The organism is Rhodococcus sp. SBT000017, from assembly GCF_003688915.1.
Taxonomy (GTDB): Bacteria; Actinomycetota; Actinomycetes; order Mycobacteriales; family Mycobacteriaceae; genus Rhodococcoides.
The window spans coordinates 2,379,284-2,394,894 of sequence record NZ_REFU01000001.1 but is presented as its reverse complement, the minus strand read 5'-3'; the positions used below and the strand labels follow the sequence as shown (position 1 = coordinate 2,394,894).

Sequence of the window (15,611 nt, the reverse complement as noted above, 5' to 3'; positions counted from 1 at the left end):
GCACCTCGGTCGATCAGTTCGCTACCCGGTCCGTAATCCCGTCGTCCGCATACAAAACGAAGGTGTTCGGCCCCTCCTGCTTGCAGGTGTAGTAGATCGACCCGCTTGCCTCACCAGCGTAGACGCAGGTCCGTAGCTCCGAGAAGGTTCCCATCTTCACCACGGATGCCGAAGCCGAACCTGCACCCACCGTCGCCGACAGCGCTCCCGCCATCACGATTCCGGTGACCACAGCCATAATCTTCTTACGCACAATCCTTGTTCCCCTCTGTTCGAGATCTGTCGTCGGCCCCAGGGGCCCTATTCGTTGATGTACAGGTGCCACAGTCCATTCCGCTCGCCCCTGCATGAGTACTGGTTGGTCGCCCCCTCATCGATCAAAGCCAGGCCCGCCTCGGCGCACGCCAGCGATGACGGGTAGTAGGCGTACGGCAGCATCACCGCGTTAGCGACGCCGGTGCCGATGCCGAACATTGCAGCGATCGTCACAGCGACCGCAGCCACCATGCTTCGAACTCGAGTGAACATCGAAATACCTCCGGGTTGAACGCGTTTCGTGACACGGTCCCAGGTCGATCACCGATCCGGACAGCTGCTCGACGGAGCGGGCTCGTGCTTCGGATGGAAAGTGAATCGTTACTGATGCTAAGACAGTAACGATCGGTCTGTCTAGTCTTCGTAGAAGAAACGTTTACGAAACATTTGTCCATCGATGTCGCACCATGCAGTGCTTTCGCGATGTGCCAACGACTTCCAGCGCTACCGCGACACTGAACGTGGTCGGTCTGCGTCGCTCCCGCACAATCACCCGCCGAGCTCCACAACCGGGAGGTGGCCAGATCCGAAGGTCGACGAGCGATCGGTGCTCCGCCTGTCGGCGGTGCCGGCCACCCTGCGGGCGTCCCCGAACCGAACTCCGCTGCGCTCCGCACCGTGAAAAGACATCGAATTTCTTGTCGCACATCTGGCTCCCGGCGATACTGCATCACCCGTGCCCGCCGCCTCAACCCCTCGCTCCGCTCCGCTACGGCCAAGGCTCCGAACACTTTTCGTCCCGCAGTCGCTGCGCTCCCGCGAAAACTGTCCGAGACGAGGGGTTGCCCCGTCGTCCCCGTGCACTGCCTTCTCTCCTCACGCCAGAAACGGCGAAAAAACGTGGGGAGGACGCAAGACCGACCCGTCACCAGTTCCGAAGGGCAGCAACAGTTATGACCGAGACCACGAACACCGAGACCGTTACCTGCATCGCGGACGGCCCCAACTGCACCGGTGACGTCGAATACCGGGACGCACTGTCCGGAACCGGGGTCGCGCACCCGAGATGCGACAAGCACTGGCAAGACCGCCTCGACCTCGAGGACGATCTCCGACGCCGCTACCCGGCCCACGCACCCGCCGACTTCGACCCCACCTACGCAGGCGAGCACCGGGACGAGGACTACTGACCCGGCCCGCTCACCACCCCCAATCCGACCGACCCGACCGAGGAGTACAAGCCATGACCACCAACGACAACGACGACTACTGGACCATCTACGACAAGGCCCTCGACGCGGCCGCCGACTGCCGGAGCGTCGAATCCCTGATCGACACCCTGAACCGCTACTACCCGCCCTCGTCCGGAGTCGCGTTCTTCCCCAACGGAGCCGACCGCGACCTACTCGGCACCCTCACCGACGCCGGACACTTCGATACCGTCTGGGTCCAAGCGGACTACCACTTCGCACTCCGTGACGGCCGCGGAGACGGGTTCACCTACATCGAAGGCGACATCATCCGCGGAAGCTCACGCCGGTAACCGACCGCCCCGGTGCCATATCCCGGCACCGGGGCCACCTACCCCGCCCCACCTGGAAGGAACGCCCCTGATGCCCGCTCAAGCAGTGGGTCACCCTGATCGTCGGTGCCCTCGCCGTCGTCGGCGTCGCCCTGACCGTCCGCCAACGCACCGTGGCGGACAAACGCGCGCAAGCCTGGCAGCGGATCACCTGGTGCCTCGACCACACAGTCAGCACGGACGACGCCGAAGCTGCCCTGGGGTGGGATATCTACGGGGCGGTCACAGATTCGCCACTCATATCCAGAACAGAACAGGACGTTCTCGTTGCCGTTGCCGATCGCGCCCTCCGACGCGCACTGGCGCAACCCTCTGAATACGAGGACACTGACAATCGAGTCGATGAGCTGGAGGAACCGCGATGACCACCACCGAGGAACGCAAGATCAAAGCCGGGCGTCCGGAAGTCGCCGCGGCCGCCGCTCGCGCATCGATCGCAATCCGTGAACGCAACGGGCGTGAGGTACCTCAGTGGATTCGCGACGCCGCAGCGGGACGACCCACCGTCCCGCCGCCCGAATAGCGCGGCCTCTCGACACTCGAACGCTCGCACTCCCCTCGCGGAAGTGCGGGCGTTCGTCGTTGATTGTCCGTTTCGGCACCGCCCGCCCAATTGTCGGGTGGTCCACTTCCGCGTGTTTGCTCCCATCGCTCTACCCCGTCAGTCGTCGCCATAGAGCTGCGCACGCCTACCTGCCGCTACCGATCCCCTTGCCCGACCACCTTCGATCCCTGCCACCGGCGCACCCCGAGTTTCGAAGCGATACTTCGACACCTTCGCGCTGCGCTCCATGTCGATCACACCGAGCGATTCCCGATCCCGAGGCGCTCGCGCGGGTTGCCCCAGACGGTCGTCTCGCCGACGTCCTCGAGTATCACGAAGTCGTCCTCGCCGTCGACGGCATGAGCTGCATCGGGCATCGAAGCAGATTCCGGTCCGGAACCTCCGGCGTCCGGTCCGGATAGTCGAACTCGCCTCTGATCAGCGGTTTCGTGTTGACGGGGGTGGTGGTGTGCGGCCGTAGATGGCTGACTCGAGTTGCAACCCGACACCGGGGGCATCATCCGATTCAGAAAGGCCTGACATGGACAACACCACGAATCACTCGACCGCCCCGGCCGTCGGGCGCACTACTGGTTGACCGATCCGGCGGGACCGATCCGTAACCACCTGTGCGACGGACCACCCCGGGTGCCGATCCATCGTGGGTTCAGCGACAGTTCCGCTGATCTCTACGCCGCCGCCGATCTCGTGGTGCTGCCGTCGTCGTGGGAAGGTTGGGGGCTGCCGGTACTCGAGGCCGCCGCGGCCGGGAAGCCGATTGCGGCGGGGCCCTATCCGGTGCTGAGCGAGATCCGCGAACTCGGCGTGACGGTGTTCGATCCCTCCGACATCGCATCGATTCGGGCATTGCTCGACGACCCCGATGCGCTGCGCGCGATGGCAGCCCGCAACGTCACGGCCGCCTCGGCCCGCTCGACCGCGACCCTCCCCGCCGTACTGTCGGACCTCATCGGTGGCGCGCGAGCCTTGATGCGTACGCGGCGGCCCGAGGAACCCTGCGCAGTCGCCGCCGCGACAACGCGGACGGACACGACGGACGTCGATGTCCAACTCCGCCGGAGCTCTTGATCCCGAATACGTATCAGCAGGTGATCTACGTCAGGCCGCACACTCTCGCAGCTCGTTCACAGTCGACGCAAAGATGCCGGTGGGTTCGATCGAGATCCCGTCGAACACCTGGCAGTACTCGTCGTCTCGCCAGAAGAACACCGAGCGCGACAGTGGGCTCGGTGTGTCGCGCGAGAACACGTCGGCCAGTTCGGCGAGCTCGGCTGCTGCCGCGAGCGCCACGTCGGCGTTGCGCGGCCGGTGGAAAACGAACTCGTAGGCATTGGGAACGACGAACAATACGCCGTACAGACATTCGCCGAGGTGCGCGGAGGTCAGCTTGGTCATATCGGCAACCTTCGACGCGAGGTAGATCGAATCACCGCTGAGGACCTCGATGTCGATGCTGTTTCTGCTGAGAATTCGGCCGTCCTCGAACTTCAGCGCTGCGGTGTTCCTTCGGCCGGCTGCCCAGGCGGCGTTCAGGTCTCGGCCGACGAGATGCCGATCTGCCAGTGTCACAGCGCGATTCGGAGAAGACAGGTTCAGTACCCGTCGCGGTGCGCCCGGCACGTCGAGTAGTGGGACGGAATACTCGTACTCGCACTCACCCATAGCCGCCAGGGCGGACGGAGCGATGACGCGCTCGCGCAGCCTCGAGTGGAATTCGTCGTCCGACAATCCGGTGAAGAACGTGGGATCCGCCTCACGCATCGTCTCGATCATGAGGTCGACATGGCCGGCGATGATGCCGTCCCACGCCGATCGACTCACCCCGGAGCACCGGGCGAACAAATTGTTCAGTGACATGCGAACGCCCGAGCCCACCGCCAAAGTTGTCGCGTCCTCGCGGTGAACCACCACCCCACGCTTGCGAAATGCTTCGATCGTCTTCATCCGCACGATGGCGAATGTGGTCGCATGAACTGCGCCGTAGTCAGGCAAAGAATGAAATTTCATGAAGTCGTCCCCCCGGTCGGTGTGTGCTCTCGAGGTGTTCGACGCGGCGGCTGCCACAATGGTTCCCATGCCGTCCAACGCTTCTGCAACCGGTCTCTGTAACTTCGTCGACGTCTCGCCGTCCCCGTTTCACGTGTGTCGGACGGTGTCGGTGCAGCTCGAGGACGCCGGTTTCGTACGCCTCGAGGAGGCCGATGCCTGGCCGACGGAGCCAGGCCGCTACTACCTCGTTCGAGGCGGATCACTCGTCGCGTGGAGTACCGAGCAGGACGGTCCCTTCCGCATTGTCGGCGGGCACACCGACAGCCCCAACCTCCGCGTGAAGCAGCATCCCGATCTGCAATCAGCGGGCTGGCAGATGGTGGGCCTCGAACCGTACGGCGGTGCCTGGCTCAACTCCTGGCTCGATCGCGATCTGGGTATCTCCGGTCGGTTGAGTGTGCGCGACGGCAACACGGCCCGCGAGGTACTGGTGAAGGTAGACGAGCCCATTCTGCGAGTTCCGCAGCTGGCAATCCACCTGTCCGAGGATCGCAAGGGCGTCACCCTCGATCCGCAGCGACACGTCAATGCCATTTGGGGCGTGGGCAATTCACCGCAGTCGTTCATCGCCTACGTTGCCGTGCGAGAAGGCGTCGACCCGCATTCGGTACTGGGTTGGGAGTTGATGACGCACGACCTCGCGCCCAGTGCCGTCGTGGGCGTCGAATCCGAACTGGTCAGTGCGCCCCGTCTGGACAACCAAGGAACCTGCTACGCCGGAACCCAGGCTTTGCTTGCCGCAGTGGACAATCCGACCGCCGTCACTCCGGTGCTGGCACTGTTCGACCACGAGGAAGTCGGCAGCATGTCCGACCGTGGCGCATTCTCGGATCTGCTGAACACAGTGCTCGAGCGCATCGTGCTGGGACGAGGCGGTGGGCGTGAGGAGTTCCTGCGCACGATGGCCGGATCCATCTGTGCATCAGGCGATATGGCGCACGCGACGCATCCCAACTACCCGGATCGGCACGAGCCCGCACACCGCATCGAACTCGGTGGGGGACCGGTGCTCAAGGTCAACCAGAACCTGCGCTACGCAACGGATTCCGCGGGTGCGGGTGCCTTCGCGCTCGCCTGCGATCAGGCCGGAGTTCCGTTGCAGCGCTACGTACATCGCGCCGATCTGCCGTGCGGATCGACCATCGGACCCATCACCGCGTCGCGCACCGGCCTGTCGACGGTGGACGTCGGCGCAGCTCAGCTGGCCATGCACTCATCGCGAGAATTGATGGGAGCTGCCGACGTGAAGTCCTACGCCGACGCGCTGGCAGCATTCCTCGCCCCTGCCTGAGCTCGATCGGCGGCGCAAACGCGCGCGCATTCGTCAGGTGCGCGCGGATTCGTGACCCGTGCGGTGGCGATTACGCGCGCGTTCGGCAAACGCGCGCGCGTTTGCGGGGGTGGGGGCCGGAGGGTGTGGGCGGAAGCTGAATACTGCGGCGCGACCCCGTTCCCCGTTCCCCGTTCCCCGTTTCTCGTTCGGCGGCGCAAACGCGCGCGCATTCGTCAGGTGCGCGCGGATTCGTGACCCGCGCGGTGGCGATTACGCGCGCGTTCGGCAAACGCGCGCGCGTTTGCGGGGGCCGGGGGGTGGGCAAGGGGTGAGCCAGCGACCCGACGCCCCGAAGACCTAGACCGGGCTCAATTGCAGGCACGCATCCGCCGCGAGCCAGAACAATTGCTCGCGCACCGTCGTTGCCTTGGTCCAGCCGCGGTGATCCCAGTCTGCGGCGAGGGAATCACCCGCGTACAGCAGTTGGGCGAATCGCACTCCGCGGAATCGGGCAACCGCGCAGAAGGCCGAGGCCTCCATGTCGACCGTTCGGCAGCCCTCCTCGACGCGGCGCGACACGCGGGCACGGGTCTCGCGGTAGAGCGCATCGGTGGTCCAGGATCGGCCGGTGACGAAGTCGACTCCGGCGTCGGTGAGCACGGATTGCAGCACGGCGACGCCTTCGGGATCGGCGTCGACCACACGGCCCGGTGGCAGGTAGTGGAACGAGGTGCCCTCGTCGCGGACGGCACTGTCGACCACCATCACGTGTCCCATGCCCAGGTCGTCGGACAATGCTCCCGCGCCGCCGACGGCCACGAACTGGGTGCACCCCATCGCGATGGCTTCTTCGAGGAACAGCGCGGCCAACGGAGCGCCGACGCCGGGGTGGAAGACGGCAAGTTTCTCCCCGTTCCGTTCGATCTCGTAGACGGGGTGTTCGCCGTGCTCGGAGCGCATGATCGAGACGACTCGGGCGTCGCCTTTCGCGCAGATGCTCTCGATCACCTCGGAGAAGAAACAGACGACGGCTTTCGGCGGGACGTCGACTCCCTTGGCCACCATCGACGGGTCGATGACGCCCGTTTCGTCCAGATCGTCCTCGGTCAGTGCGATGTCCATCCGGTGATGTTCGCACGACGGCCAACACTCGATGAGAACCCCGGCCCCTGCGCCCGATAGACTCTCCCTGGCATTTCGCTCCATCGAAGGGACCTATTCCTCGTGTCCGCTAGCTCTGTACCCACAGACACCGTCTCCAACGCCGTCGCCACCCCCGACGTTGCGCAGCCGTACAAAGAACTCGGACTCAAGGACGACGAATACGTCCGCATCAAGGAAATCCTCGGCCGTCGGCCCACCGACGCCGAATTGGCGATGTATTCCGTCATGTGGAGCGAGCACTGCTCGTACAAGTCCTCGAAGGTGCACCTGAAGTACTTCGGCGAGACCACCACCGACGAGATGCGTAAGCCCATGCTCGCCGGTATCGGTGAGAACGCGGGCGTCGTCGACGTCGGCGACGGCTGGGCCGTCACGTTCAAGGTCGAGAGCCATAACCACCCGTCGTACGTCGAGCCCTACCAGGGTGCGGCGACGGGCGTCGGTGGCATCGTCCGCGACATCATGGCCATGGGCGCTCGCCCGATCGCCGTCATGGACCAGCTGCGATTCGGTGCTGCCGATGCACCCGATACGCGCCGCGTCCTGAGCGGAATCGTCGCAGGCGTCGGCGGTTACGGTAACTCCCTCGGCCTGCCGAACATCGGCGGCGAGACGGTGTTCGACGCCTCCTACGCCGGTAACCCCCTGCTCAACGCTCTGTGTGCCGGCGTCATGCGCGTCGAGGACATGCATCTTGCGTTCGCGTCGGGCCTGGGCAACAAGATCATTCTGTTCGGCGCACGAACCGGTCTCGACGGCATCGGCGGCGTGTCCGTGCTGGCCTCGGAGACTTTCGATGGCGATGAGACCGGTGGGGGCCGCAAGAAGCTCCCCGCGGTCCAGGTCGGCGATCCGTTCACCGAGAAGGTGCTCATCGAAGCCTGCCTCGAGCTGTACTCGAACAAGCTGGTCGTCGGCATCCAGGATCTCGGCGGTGCCGGGTTGTCCTGCGCCACTTCGGAACTGGCATCCGCGGGCAGCGGTGGCATGCACATCGAGCTCGACAAGGTGCCGATGCGCGCCACCGGTATGACCCCGGCCGAGGTGCTCTCGAGCGAATCACAGGAGCGCATGTGCGCGGTGGTCACGCCCGACAATGTCGACGCGTTCATGGCCGTCTGCCGCAAGTGGGACGTACTCGCCACCGTCATCGGTGAAGTGACCGACGGTGACAACCTGCAGATCACCTGGCACGGAGATACCGTTGTCGACGTTCCGCCGAAGACCGTCGCGCACGAGGGCCCGGTGTACAACCGTCCCGTGCAGCGGCCGGCAGGCCAGGACGATCTGGTCGCGAACACAACGGCGTCGCTGCAGCGTCCGGAAACCGGTGACGAGCTGAAGGCGACGTTGCTGAAGATGATCGGCTCGCCGCAGCTGTGCAGCCGTCGTTTCATCACCGAGCAGTACGACCGCTACGTGCGCGGCAACACCGTCCTCGCCGAGAACGCCGACGCCGGCGTCATCCGCATCGACGAGAAGACCGGCCGCGGAATCGCTTTGGCCACCGACGCGTCGGGCCGCTACACAGCACTGGACCCGTATCAGGGTGCGCAGCTCGCGTTGGCCGAGGCGTTCCGCAACGTCGCCGTCACCGGCTCGACTCCCATGGCCGTCACCAACTGCCTGAACTTCGGCTCGCCCGAGGACCCCGGCGTCATGTGGCAGTTCCAGCAGGCCGTACGCGGACTGGCGGACGGCTGCGTCACCCTCGGCATTCCCGTGACCGGCGGCAACGTCAGCTTCTACAACCAGACCGGTGCCGAGCCGATCCTGCCGACGCCCGTCGTCGGTGTTCTCGGCGTCATCGACGACGTGCATCGCCGCATCCCCACCGGCCTCGGCCTCGAGCCCGGTGAGACGCTGATCCTGCTCGGTGATACCTACGACGAGTTCGACGGGTCCATCTGGGCTCAGGTCGAGCACGATCACCTCGGTGGCGTACCACCCAAGGTCGATCTCGCCCGCGAGCAGCTGCTCGCAGACATCCTGCTCTCGTCCTCGCGTGACGGACTGGTTTCGGCGGCACACGATCTGTCCGAGGGTGGCCTCGCGCAGGCCGTCGTCGAAGCCGCACTGGCCGGTGAAACCGGTTGCCGCATCATCCTTCCCGAGGGTGCCGATCCGTTCGTGACGCTGTTCTCCGAGTCCTCGGGCCGCGTACTGGTCGCTGTACCGCGCACGGAAGAAACTCGCTTCACCGGCATGTGCACCGCCCGTGGTCTGCCGTGGGCGCGCATCGGCGTCGTCGACGAAGGCTCGGATTCGATCGAGGTGCAAGGGCAGTTCTCCGTCCCGATGACGGAGCTGCGCGAGACGTTCGAGAGCACTCTTCCCAGACTCTTCGGCTGACCGAGGTGGGGGGACGCACATCGGTCGGGGACAACACATCGGAGCAGGGCCTGACCGAGCCCGACGCGGCACTCGAGCAGGACCAGCATCACCGTTACCACCTGCCCTCGGTCGAGTTCTCCGTCCCCTCACCCGCCGAGCACCCGTTCGTCATGTGGGCCTGGGGCCTGCTGCGCCTGGACTTCACCGGAATTGCGTTCAGCGCGTTGTTCTTCTGCTGGTCGTTGACTCCGTCTCTGCTCCCGCGTGGATGGTTGTTCCAGGGCATCATCGGCGGTATCAATGCGGCCATCGGCTACGCGTTCGGCGTGGCGGTGGGATGGGCCGTGACCCGTTGGTGGCTCTCGTCCCGATCGTGGTGGCCGCTGCCGCGCAAGGTCGAGCTGGCCGTCAAGGTCGCCGTCCCCGTCGTGGCGATCGCGGCATCGATGATCATGCTGGCGATCTCGGCGGAATGGCAGCGTGAACTGGCCGCACTGATGAACGCGGAGGGAACCACCACAACGGGGTACCTCCGCACCGGGGCTCTCAGTATCGCCATTGCAGCGGCGTTGATTTCGTTGTGGCGGGTGCTGCGTGACCTCGTTCGACTGCTCGCTCGTCAGATCAATCGCATCGTGAAGATGCCACGCGAAGTGGCCAATGCGCTCGGGGTCGTCGTCCTCGTCGTGCTGTCCGTCGCACTGGTTCAGGGTGTTCTGCTGCGCGCGGTCTCCGAGGTCACCAACTCCGCGTTCAGTCTGCAGAACGACGAAACCCGTGACGGCGCAGAACAACCCGTGGCCGACGAACGCTCCGGCAGCCCGAATTCGTTGGCGCCGTGGGACACCCTCGGATTCGAGGGTCGCAACTTCGTCTCCAGCGGGCTGCGCGCCGACGAGATGGAGCGGGCCACGGGCCGTCCCAGCCTCGAGCCGATCAGGGCATACGCAGGCCTGGAAACCGCAGAGACCCAGGACGAGCGACTGAACATCGTGGTCGCCGAACTCGAACGCACCGGGGCATTCCAGCGCGCGGCTCTCGTCGTCGTTCCGACCACCGGAACCGGATGGGTCAATCCCACCGCCATCGAAGCCGAAGAGCTCATGTTCGACGGCGATGTCGCCACCGTCGCATCCCAGTACTCGTACCTGCCGAGTTGGATCTCGTTCATCGCCGAGGGAGACAAGGCCGCGCAGGCGGGCAAAGCTCTGATCGACAAGGTGCACGACCGCTGGCTGCAGGAACCGGAGGCCACGCGCCCCAAGTTCTACGTCTACGGCGAGAGCCTCGGTACCCAGGCGGGGGAGGGCGCGTTCGACGGTCTGGCCGACATCCGGGCCACCACCGACGGCGTCCTGTGGGTTGGACCGCCGAACAACAACCGCATCTGGAGTCAGTTCGTCAGCCGACGCGACCCGGGAAGCCCGGAGGTCCGGCCGGTCTACTCCGAGGGACTGACGGTCCGATTCGCCGACAACTCGTCGGGCATCCCGCCGGAGGATCAGCCATGGTTCGAGCCACGGATCCTCTACGTCCAGCACGCGTCGGATCCGGTGGTCTGGTGGTCGCCTGACCTGCTGTTCGAGCGTCCCGACTGGCTGTCCGAGCCACCCGGGCCGGACCGCTTGCCGAGCATGCGGTGGTTCCCGGTCGTCACCTTCTGGCAGGTGGCCGCCGACCTGACCAATGCCGCAGGCGTTCCCGACGGTCACGGCCACAACTACGGAACCCTCGTGCTCGACGGCTGGGTGGCCGTCGCCGCGCCCGAGGGCTGGACCGACCGTGACACCGAGCGAGTTCGCGGTGTCATGGAGCAATTCGCCGGCCGAGACGGTCCCGAGAAGTGAGCACCGAGGCGTTGGCGATCGGCTCCGCCACGACGGCATGGAGTACCTACCTCCTTCCCGCGCTCGGTCTCGATGCCCGTGCGAGGGCGGTGGCCAATGCCTCGTTCGCAGTGGCCGTTTCGGCGGTCTCGGGCCGTAGCGCCGCGCAACTGGGTGTGCGCAATACTGCTGCCGGACTGAAGTGGGGCGCTGCGGCGTCGGCGATTCCGGTTCTCGGATCTGCCGTCGTCGCTGCGATTCCGGCGTTGCGACGCCGCGTCCGACCGTCGCAGGACGAGCTTGCCGAGTGGGTCCTGTTCAGGATTCCGGTGGGGACGGTCCTCACCGAGGAGTTGCTCTTTCGCGGAGTGCTCGACGCCGCGTCGCCTGCCCTGTCGCCGATCTTCTTCGGGCTCTGGCATATTCACCCCGCTCGTGCGGCAGGTGACACCGTGGTGGGGACGGTCGTCGCGACGGCCGCGGCCGGGGTGGTGTTCTCGTGGCTGCGAGCCCGCAGCGGCAGCGTCCTCGCGCCGGCCTTGCTGCACTATTTCCTCAACGCCAGCGGCGCCGTTCTGGCGCATCTCGCTGCGAACGACAGGAGTCGGTAGCAGTGCCACCACACAAGGAAGTCGGCCCAGCCGAGGTGCGCGACGCCGTTCTGGCCGTCGAGGACTGGATCAAGGGCGAGGCGGACAAGCCTGCGCGGGCGCAGATCGCCGCCGCGGTGCGCACCACTGCCAGAACTCTGGGCCAGAATGCGCCGGGGTCCTCGGTGGAGGTGCGGGTGCCGCCGTTCGTCGCGGTGCAGTGCATCGTGGGGCCGCGACACACACGGGGAACTCCGCCGAACGTGGTCGAAACCGACGCGCTGACGTGGCTGCAGGTGGTCACCGGGGTCCGGGATTTCGCCGACGCTCTCGCCGACGGTTCGATCGATGCGTCGGGCAGTAGAGCGGCCGAAGTGGGTCGCTGGCTGCCACTGTTGTCCATCAGGTGATTCGCTCTGATCGGACACGCGTTCACCTGCTGGGAATCTCCCGTACACACGATGCGTTGACTGAGGGCGTGTGCCCGTAGACTCGGGTACGGCCCCCCGCCCCGTACCCCCAAGGGAGCAATGCCCGTGACCAACGCCGATTTGTCGGTCGACAGTCCGAATCTTCTGGTAGGACCGAGTTCTCCAGCAGTAGCGCCCATCGACGAACCGGAGAACGAGCCGCGCGAGGAGTGCGGAGTGTTCGGAGTGTGGGCACCGGGCGAGGATGTGGCCAAGCTCTCGTATTACGGCCTCTATGCGCTGCAGCACCGTGGCCAGGAAGCTGCCGGAATCGCCGTATCCGACGGCTCCCAGGTGTTGGTGTTCAAGGATCTCGGTCTGGTCAGCCAGGTGTTCGACGAGCAGACGCTCGGGGCCATGCCCGGGCACGTCGCCATCGGACACTGCCGTTACTCCACCAGTGGCTCGGTGACGTGGGAGAACGCGCAGCCGATCTTCCGCACCACCACTGCGGGGACCGGGATCGCGCTCGGTCACAACGGAAATCTGGTGAACTTCGCCGAGCTCGCCACCAAGGCGCGCGACGCCGGGCTGATCAGTGATCGGCTGCAGGGCAACGGCACCTCGGATTCCGACGTGGTGACCGCGCTGCTGGCGCACAAGGCCGCCGACTGCACCATCGAGCAGGCGGCGATGGTACTGCTGCCCTTGCTCAAGGGTGCCTTCTGTCTGACGTTCATGGACGAGCACACTCTCTACGCTGCGCGCGACCCGCACGGCGTGCGCCCGTTGTGCCTCGGCCGTCTCGATCGTGGCTGGGTAGTGGCCAGTGAGACCGCAGCACTCGACATCGTCGGTGCTGCGTTCGTCCGCGACATCGAGCCCGGTGAACTGCTCGCGATCGATGCCGACGGTGTTCGGTCCTCGCGATTCGCGGCACCCGAGCCCAAGGGTTGCGTGTTCGAGTACGTGTACCTCGCTCGACCCGACAGCGTCATCGGCGGTCGTTCGGTGCACTCGACGCGAGTCGAGATCGGACGGCGCCTCGCGAAGGAGCATCCGGCCGAGGGCGACCTGGTGATTCCCGTGCCGGAGAGCGGAACTCCCGCTGCGGTCGGTTTTGCGCAGGGCTCCGGTATTCCCTACGGCCAGGGCTTGATGAAGAACGCCTATGTGGGCCGCACGTTCATTCAGCCGTCGCAGACCATTCGCCAGCTCGGCATCCGGCTCAAACTGAATCCTCTCAAAGAGGTCATACGGGGCAAAAGGCTGGTGGTGGTGGACGATTCGATCGTTCGCGGCAATACTCAGCGCGCCCTGATCAGGATGCTGCGCGAGGCCGGTGCGCTGGAGATTCACGTGCGTATCGCGTCGCCGCCGGTGCGCTGGCCCTGTTTCTACGGCATCGACTTCGCTTCTCCCGCAGAGCTGATCGCCAACGGTGTCGACTCCGAGGACGGGATTCTCGAGGGCGTTCGGCAGGCGATCGGTGCCGATTCGCTGGGGTACATCTCCATCGACGGCATGATCGCTGCCTCCGAGCAGCCTGAATCTCGCTTGTGTGCAGCATGTTTCACCGGCAAGTACCCGATCGATCTGCCCGCCGACAATTCGCTCGGCAAGCACGTTCTCGAGGGTCTGCTGGCCTCGGCCGCCGGGCAGCCGGTGGACAACGACGCGAATGTGAGTGCTCTGAGTCGTCCGTGAGCTGGGCGTTCCTGCAAGGGAACAGCAGGGTTTTCTCAATGCCACATATTGGAAACAGTCCATCGGTACTGTCCCGAGTTACATAGGACACACCGAATTGGATAGAGGCATCAGATGACCCTGTCGCCCGACGACGGACGCATGCAGCGCTACAGCGCCGCATCCAGAACAGCAGTACGCAAGCACGGCAAGAAGACCGCAGCAGTAGCAGCACTGTCGGTACTCGCATTGACGGCCGCAGCTTGTGGCTCGGGCCGCACCGACGAAGCCGGTGGATCCGGCGACGGCGGCGGCGAGACGATCACGGTCGGCACCACCGACCAGGTGACGTCGCTCGACCCGGCCGGCTCGTACGACAACGGCTCGTTCATGGTGATGAACCAGACGTATCCCTTCCTGATGAACTTCGCGCCCGGTAGCTCCGAGCTCGAGCCCGACGCGGCCGAGAGCTGCGACTTCGCCGAGCCGACCGTCTACACCTGCACGCTGAAGGACGACCTGACGTTCGCGAACGGCAACCCGCTGACGAGCGAGAGCGTCAAGTACTCCTTCGATCGAATCGTCGCGATCAACGATCCCAACGGGCCCGCGTCGTTGCTGACCAACCTCGACAGCATCGCCACGCCGGACGAGAAGACCGTCGAGTTCACCCTGAAGGCCGCGAACGACCAGACCTTCCCGCAGATTCTGGCGACCCCGGCAGGCCCGATCGTCGATCAGACCGTCTTCCCTGCCGATTCGATTCTCGACGACGACGCCATCGTGGCGGGTACGCCGTTCGCCGGACCGTACTCGATCGCGAGCTACGCCAAGAACTCCCTCGTCAGCTTCACCGCGAACGGTGGCTACAACGGCATTCTCGGAACACCGAAGACGTCGTCGGTCAACGTCAAGTACTACACCAGCTCCGACAACCTCAAGCTCGACGTGCAGAACAAGGCCATCGACGTCGCGTGGCGTTCGCTGACGCCGACGGACGTCGAATCGCTCGGCAGCGTCGACGGTCTGACGGTGCACGAGGGACCCGGCGGTGAATCGCGGTACCTGGTGTTCAACATGAACACGATGCCCGGTGACACCCCGGAGCAGAAGTTGGCCGTGCGCAAGGCAATTGCGTCCTCGGTCGATCGTCAGGCGTTGTCCGACGGCGTCTACAAGGGCACCTACACCCCGCTGTACTCCGTGGTCCCCACCGGCCTGGCCGGCGCGAACACCGCCTTCGGCGACGTCTACGGCACCACGCCCAATCGTGACGAGGCAGCCGGATTCCTCTCTGCCGCAGGCATTGCCACTCCCGTTCAGCTCAACCTGCAGTACAACCCGGACCACTACGGTTCGAGCTCGAGCGAGGAATACGCCGCGATCAAGAGCCAGCTCGACGCGACGGGCCTGTTCGAGGTGAACCTGCAGTCCACCGAGTGGAGCACGTACACCAAGGAACGCGTCGCCGACGCGTACCCGGTGTACCAGCTGGGCTGGTTCCCGGATTACCCGGATGCAGACAACTACCTGACGCCGTTCTTCGCACCGGACAACTTCCTGCAGTCGCACTTCGAGAGCCCGGAGATCACCTCGCTGCTCGATCTCGAACGCACGACCGCCGACGAGAATGCGCGGATGCAGATCATCGGTCAGATTCAGACCGAGCTCGCGACGAACTACCTGCCGACGCTTCCGCTGTTGGAGGGCAAGCAGATCGCCGTCGCCACCGACGAGATCAGCGGTGTGGACGAGACTCTCGACGCCTCGTTCAAGTTCCGTTTCGTCACTCTCGCCAAGAGCTGACCGGTGCCCACTACCGCGGACACGCCGGTAGGGGAGAAGCAAGCGAAGCAGGCGAGCGCGCCGTCACGATA

General features: G+C 65.2%; 17 protein-coding genes. 11 read left to right on the top strand and 6 right to left on the bottom strand.

The features are described from left to right. Nucleotides 1-13: 13 nt before the first annotated feature. Nucleotides 14-232: a hypothetical protein gene (locus tag AYK61_RS10950; RefSeq protein WP_147458310.1), complete on the bottom strand. Its 219-nt coding sequence runs from the start codon at nt 230-232 to the stop codon at nt 14-16. A 68-nt stretch (nt 233-300) separates the two neighbouring features. Next, complete coding sequence (locus AYK61_RS10945; RefSeq protein ID WP_121870809.1) at nt 301-507, bottom strand: hypothetical protein; 207 nt, start codon at nt 505-507, stop codon at nt 301-303. Nucleotides 508-1,208: 701 nt separating this feature from the next. Here AYK61_RS10945 and AYK61_RS10935 point away from each other — a divergent pair. Together AYK61_RS10935 and AYK61_RS10930 are read left to right on the top strand one after the other, a co-directional pair. Further along, nucleotides 1,209-1,445: a hypothetical protein gene (locus tag AYK61_RS10935; protein ID WP_121870807.1), complete on the top strand. Its 237-nt coding sequence runs from the start codon at nt 1,209-1,211 to the stop codon at nt 1,443-1,445. A gap of 53 nt (nt 1,446-1,498) precedes the next feature. Then, a complete protein-coding gene (locus AYK61_RS10930; RefSeq protein WP_121870806.1) occupies nt 1,499-1,798 on the top strand; it encodes a hypothetical protein in 300 nt (99 codons plus the stop codon). A 38-nt stretch (nt 1,799-1,836) separates the two neighbouring features. Here AYK61_RS10930 and AYK61_RS27805 read toward each other — a convergent pair whose 3' ends face one another. Beyond that, on the bottom strand, nt 1,837-1,971 hold the full coding sequence (locus AYK61_RS27805; RefSeq protein WP_259468009.1) for a hypothetical protein: 135 nt from the start codon (nt 1,969-1,971) through the stop codon (nt 1,837-1,839). A gap of 227 nt (nt 1,972-2,198) precedes the next feature. Here AYK61_RS27805 and AYK61_RS27260 point away from each other — a divergent pair, with 227 nt between their 5' ends. Then, nucleotides 2,199-2,360, top strand: coding sequence for a hypothetical protein (locus tag AYK61_RS27260; RefSeq protein ID WP_179273649.1), 162 nt, complete (start codon nt 2,199-2,201; stop codon nt 2,358-2,360). A gap of 275 nt (nt 2,361-2,635) precedes the next feature. Here AYK61_RS27260 and AYK61_RS27800 read toward each other — a convergent pair whose 3' ends face one another. Beyond that, nucleotides 2,636-2,758: a hypothetical protein gene (locus tag AYK61_RS27800; protein ID WP_259468008.1), complete on the bottom strand. Its 123-nt coding sequence runs from the start codon at nt 2,756-2,758 to the stop codon at nt 2,636-2,638. Nucleotides 2,759-3,029: 271 nt separating this feature from the next. Here AYK61_RS27800 and AYK61_RS10920 point away from each other — a divergent pair, with 271 nt between their 5' ends. Next, nucleotides 3,030-3,470, top strand: a complete 441-nt coding sequence (locus AYK61_RS10920) for a glycosyltransferase (protein ID WP_183130236.1) — start codon at nt 3,030-3,032, stop codon at nt 3,468-3,470. 30 nt (nt 3,471-3,500) lie between these two features. Here the strand turns inward: AYK61_RS10920 and AYK61_RS10915 are convergent, their stop codons facing one another. After that, nucleotides 3,501-4,409: a hypothetical protein gene (locus AYK61_RS10915; protein ID WP_183130235.1), complete on the bottom strand. Its 909-nt coding sequence runs from the start codon at nt 4,407-4,409 to the stop codon at nt 3,501-3,503. Nucleotides 4,410-4,476: 67 nt separating this feature from the next. On the opposite strand from AYK61_RS10915, the gene AYK61_RS10910 reads away from it, so the two are divergent. After that, complete coding sequence (locus AYK61_RS10910) at nt 4,477-5,742, top strand: M18 family aminopeptidase (protein WP_183130431.1); 1,266 nt, start codon at nt 4,477-4,479, stop codon at nt 5,740-5,742. Between the two features lie 339 nt (nt 5,743-6,081). Here AYK61_RS10910 and AYK61_RS10905 read toward each other — a convergent pair whose 3' ends face one another. After that, the gene (locus AYK61_RS10905) at nt 6,082-6,846 is read right to left on the bottom strand and encodes a nucleoside phosphorylase (RefSeq protein ID WP_237669113.1); all 765 of its coding nucleotides are present in this window, start codon (nt 6,844-6,846) and stop codon (nt 6,082-6,084) included. A 102-nt stretch (nt 6,847-6,948) separates the two neighbouring features. Between AYK61_RS10905 and purL the strand changes: the two genes are divergently transcribed. From purL to AYK61_RS10875, 6 genes are all read left to right on the top strand, one after another. Then, nucleotides 6,949-9,240 (top strand): phosphoribosylformylglycinamidine synthase subunit PurL, encoded by a 2,292-nt coding sequence (gene purL / locus AYK61_RS10900; protein WP_121870802.1) that lies wholly within the window; start codon nt 6,949-6,951, stop codon nt 9,238-9,240. A 101-nt stretch (nt 9,241-9,341) separates the two neighbouring features. After that, entirely contained in the window at nt 9,342-11,069 is a 1,728-nt protein-coding gene (locus AYK61_RS10895) for an alpha/beta-hydrolase family protein (protein WP_237669116.1), read from the top strand. Then, nucleotides 11,066-11,659, top strand: a complete 594-nt coding sequence (locus AYK61_RS10890) for a CPBP family intramembrane glutamic endopeptidase (RefSeq protein WP_121870800.1) — start codon at nt 11,066-11,068, stop codon at nt 11,657-11,659. Before AYK61_RS10895 ends, AYK61_RS10890 begins: the two co-directional genes overlap by 4 nt. Before the next feature lie 2 nt (nt 11,660-11,661). After that, nucleotides 11,662-12,048, top strand: a complete 387-nt coding sequence (locus tag AYK61_RS10885; RefSeq protein ID WP_121870799.1) for a sterol carrier family protein — start codon at nt 11,662-11,664, stop codon at nt 12,046-12,048. A 126-nt stretch (nt 12,049-12,174) separates the two neighbouring features. Beyond that, nucleotides 12,175-13,755, top strand: coding sequence for an amidophosphoribosyltransferase (gene purF, locus AYK61_RS10880; protein ID WP_121872661.1), 1,581 nt, complete (start codon nt 12,175-12,177; stop codon nt 13,753-13,755). A 141-nt stretch (nt 13,756-13,896) separates the two neighbouring features. After that, on the top strand, nt 13,897-15,540 hold the full coding sequence (locus tag AYK61_RS10875; protein WP_121872660.1) for an ABC transporter substrate-binding protein: 1,644 nt from the start codon (nt 13,897-13,899) through the stop codon (nt 15,538-15,540). Nucleotides 15,541-15,611 lie beyond the last annotated feature (71 nt).

Bases quoted from the DNA above. Each gene is read 5' to 3' on its own strand.
- AYK61_RS10945 (WP_121870809.1), bottom strand. From the start codon at position 507: ATGGTGGCTGCGGTCGCTGTGACGATCGCTGCAATGTTCGGCATCGGC.
- AYK61_RS27260 (WP_179273649.1), top strand. From the start codon at position 2,199: ATGACCACCACCGAGGAACGCAAGATCAAAGCCGGGCGTCCGGAAGTC.
- AYK61_RS27800 (WP_259468008.1), bottom strand. From the start codon at position 2,758: ATGCCCGATGCAGCTCATGCCGTCGACGGCGAGGACGACTTCGTGATA.
- AYK61_RS10935 (WP_121870807.1), top strand. From the start codon at position 1,209: ATGACCGAGACCACGAACACCGAGACCGTTACCTGCATCGCGGACGGC.
- AYK61_RS10915 (WP_183130235.1), bottom strand. From the start codon at position 4,409: ATGAAATTTCATTCTTTGCCTGACTACGGCGCAGTTCATGCGACCACA.
- AYK61_RS10875 (WP_121872660.1), top strand. From the start codon at position 13,897: ATGCAGCGCTACAGCGCCGCATCCAGAACAGCAGTACGCAAGCACGGC.
- AYK61_RS10910 (WP_183130431.1), top strand. From the start codon at position 4,477: ATGCCGTCCAACGCTTCTGCAACCGGTCTCTGTAACTTCGTCGACGTC.
- AYK61_RS10930 (WP_121870806.1), top strand. From the start codon at position 1,499: ATGACCACCAACGACAACGACGACTACTGGACCATCTACGACAAGGCC.
- AYK61_RS10905 (WP_237669113.1), bottom strand. From the start codon at position 6,846: ATGGACATCGCACTGACCGAGGACGATCTGGACGAAACGGGCGTCATC.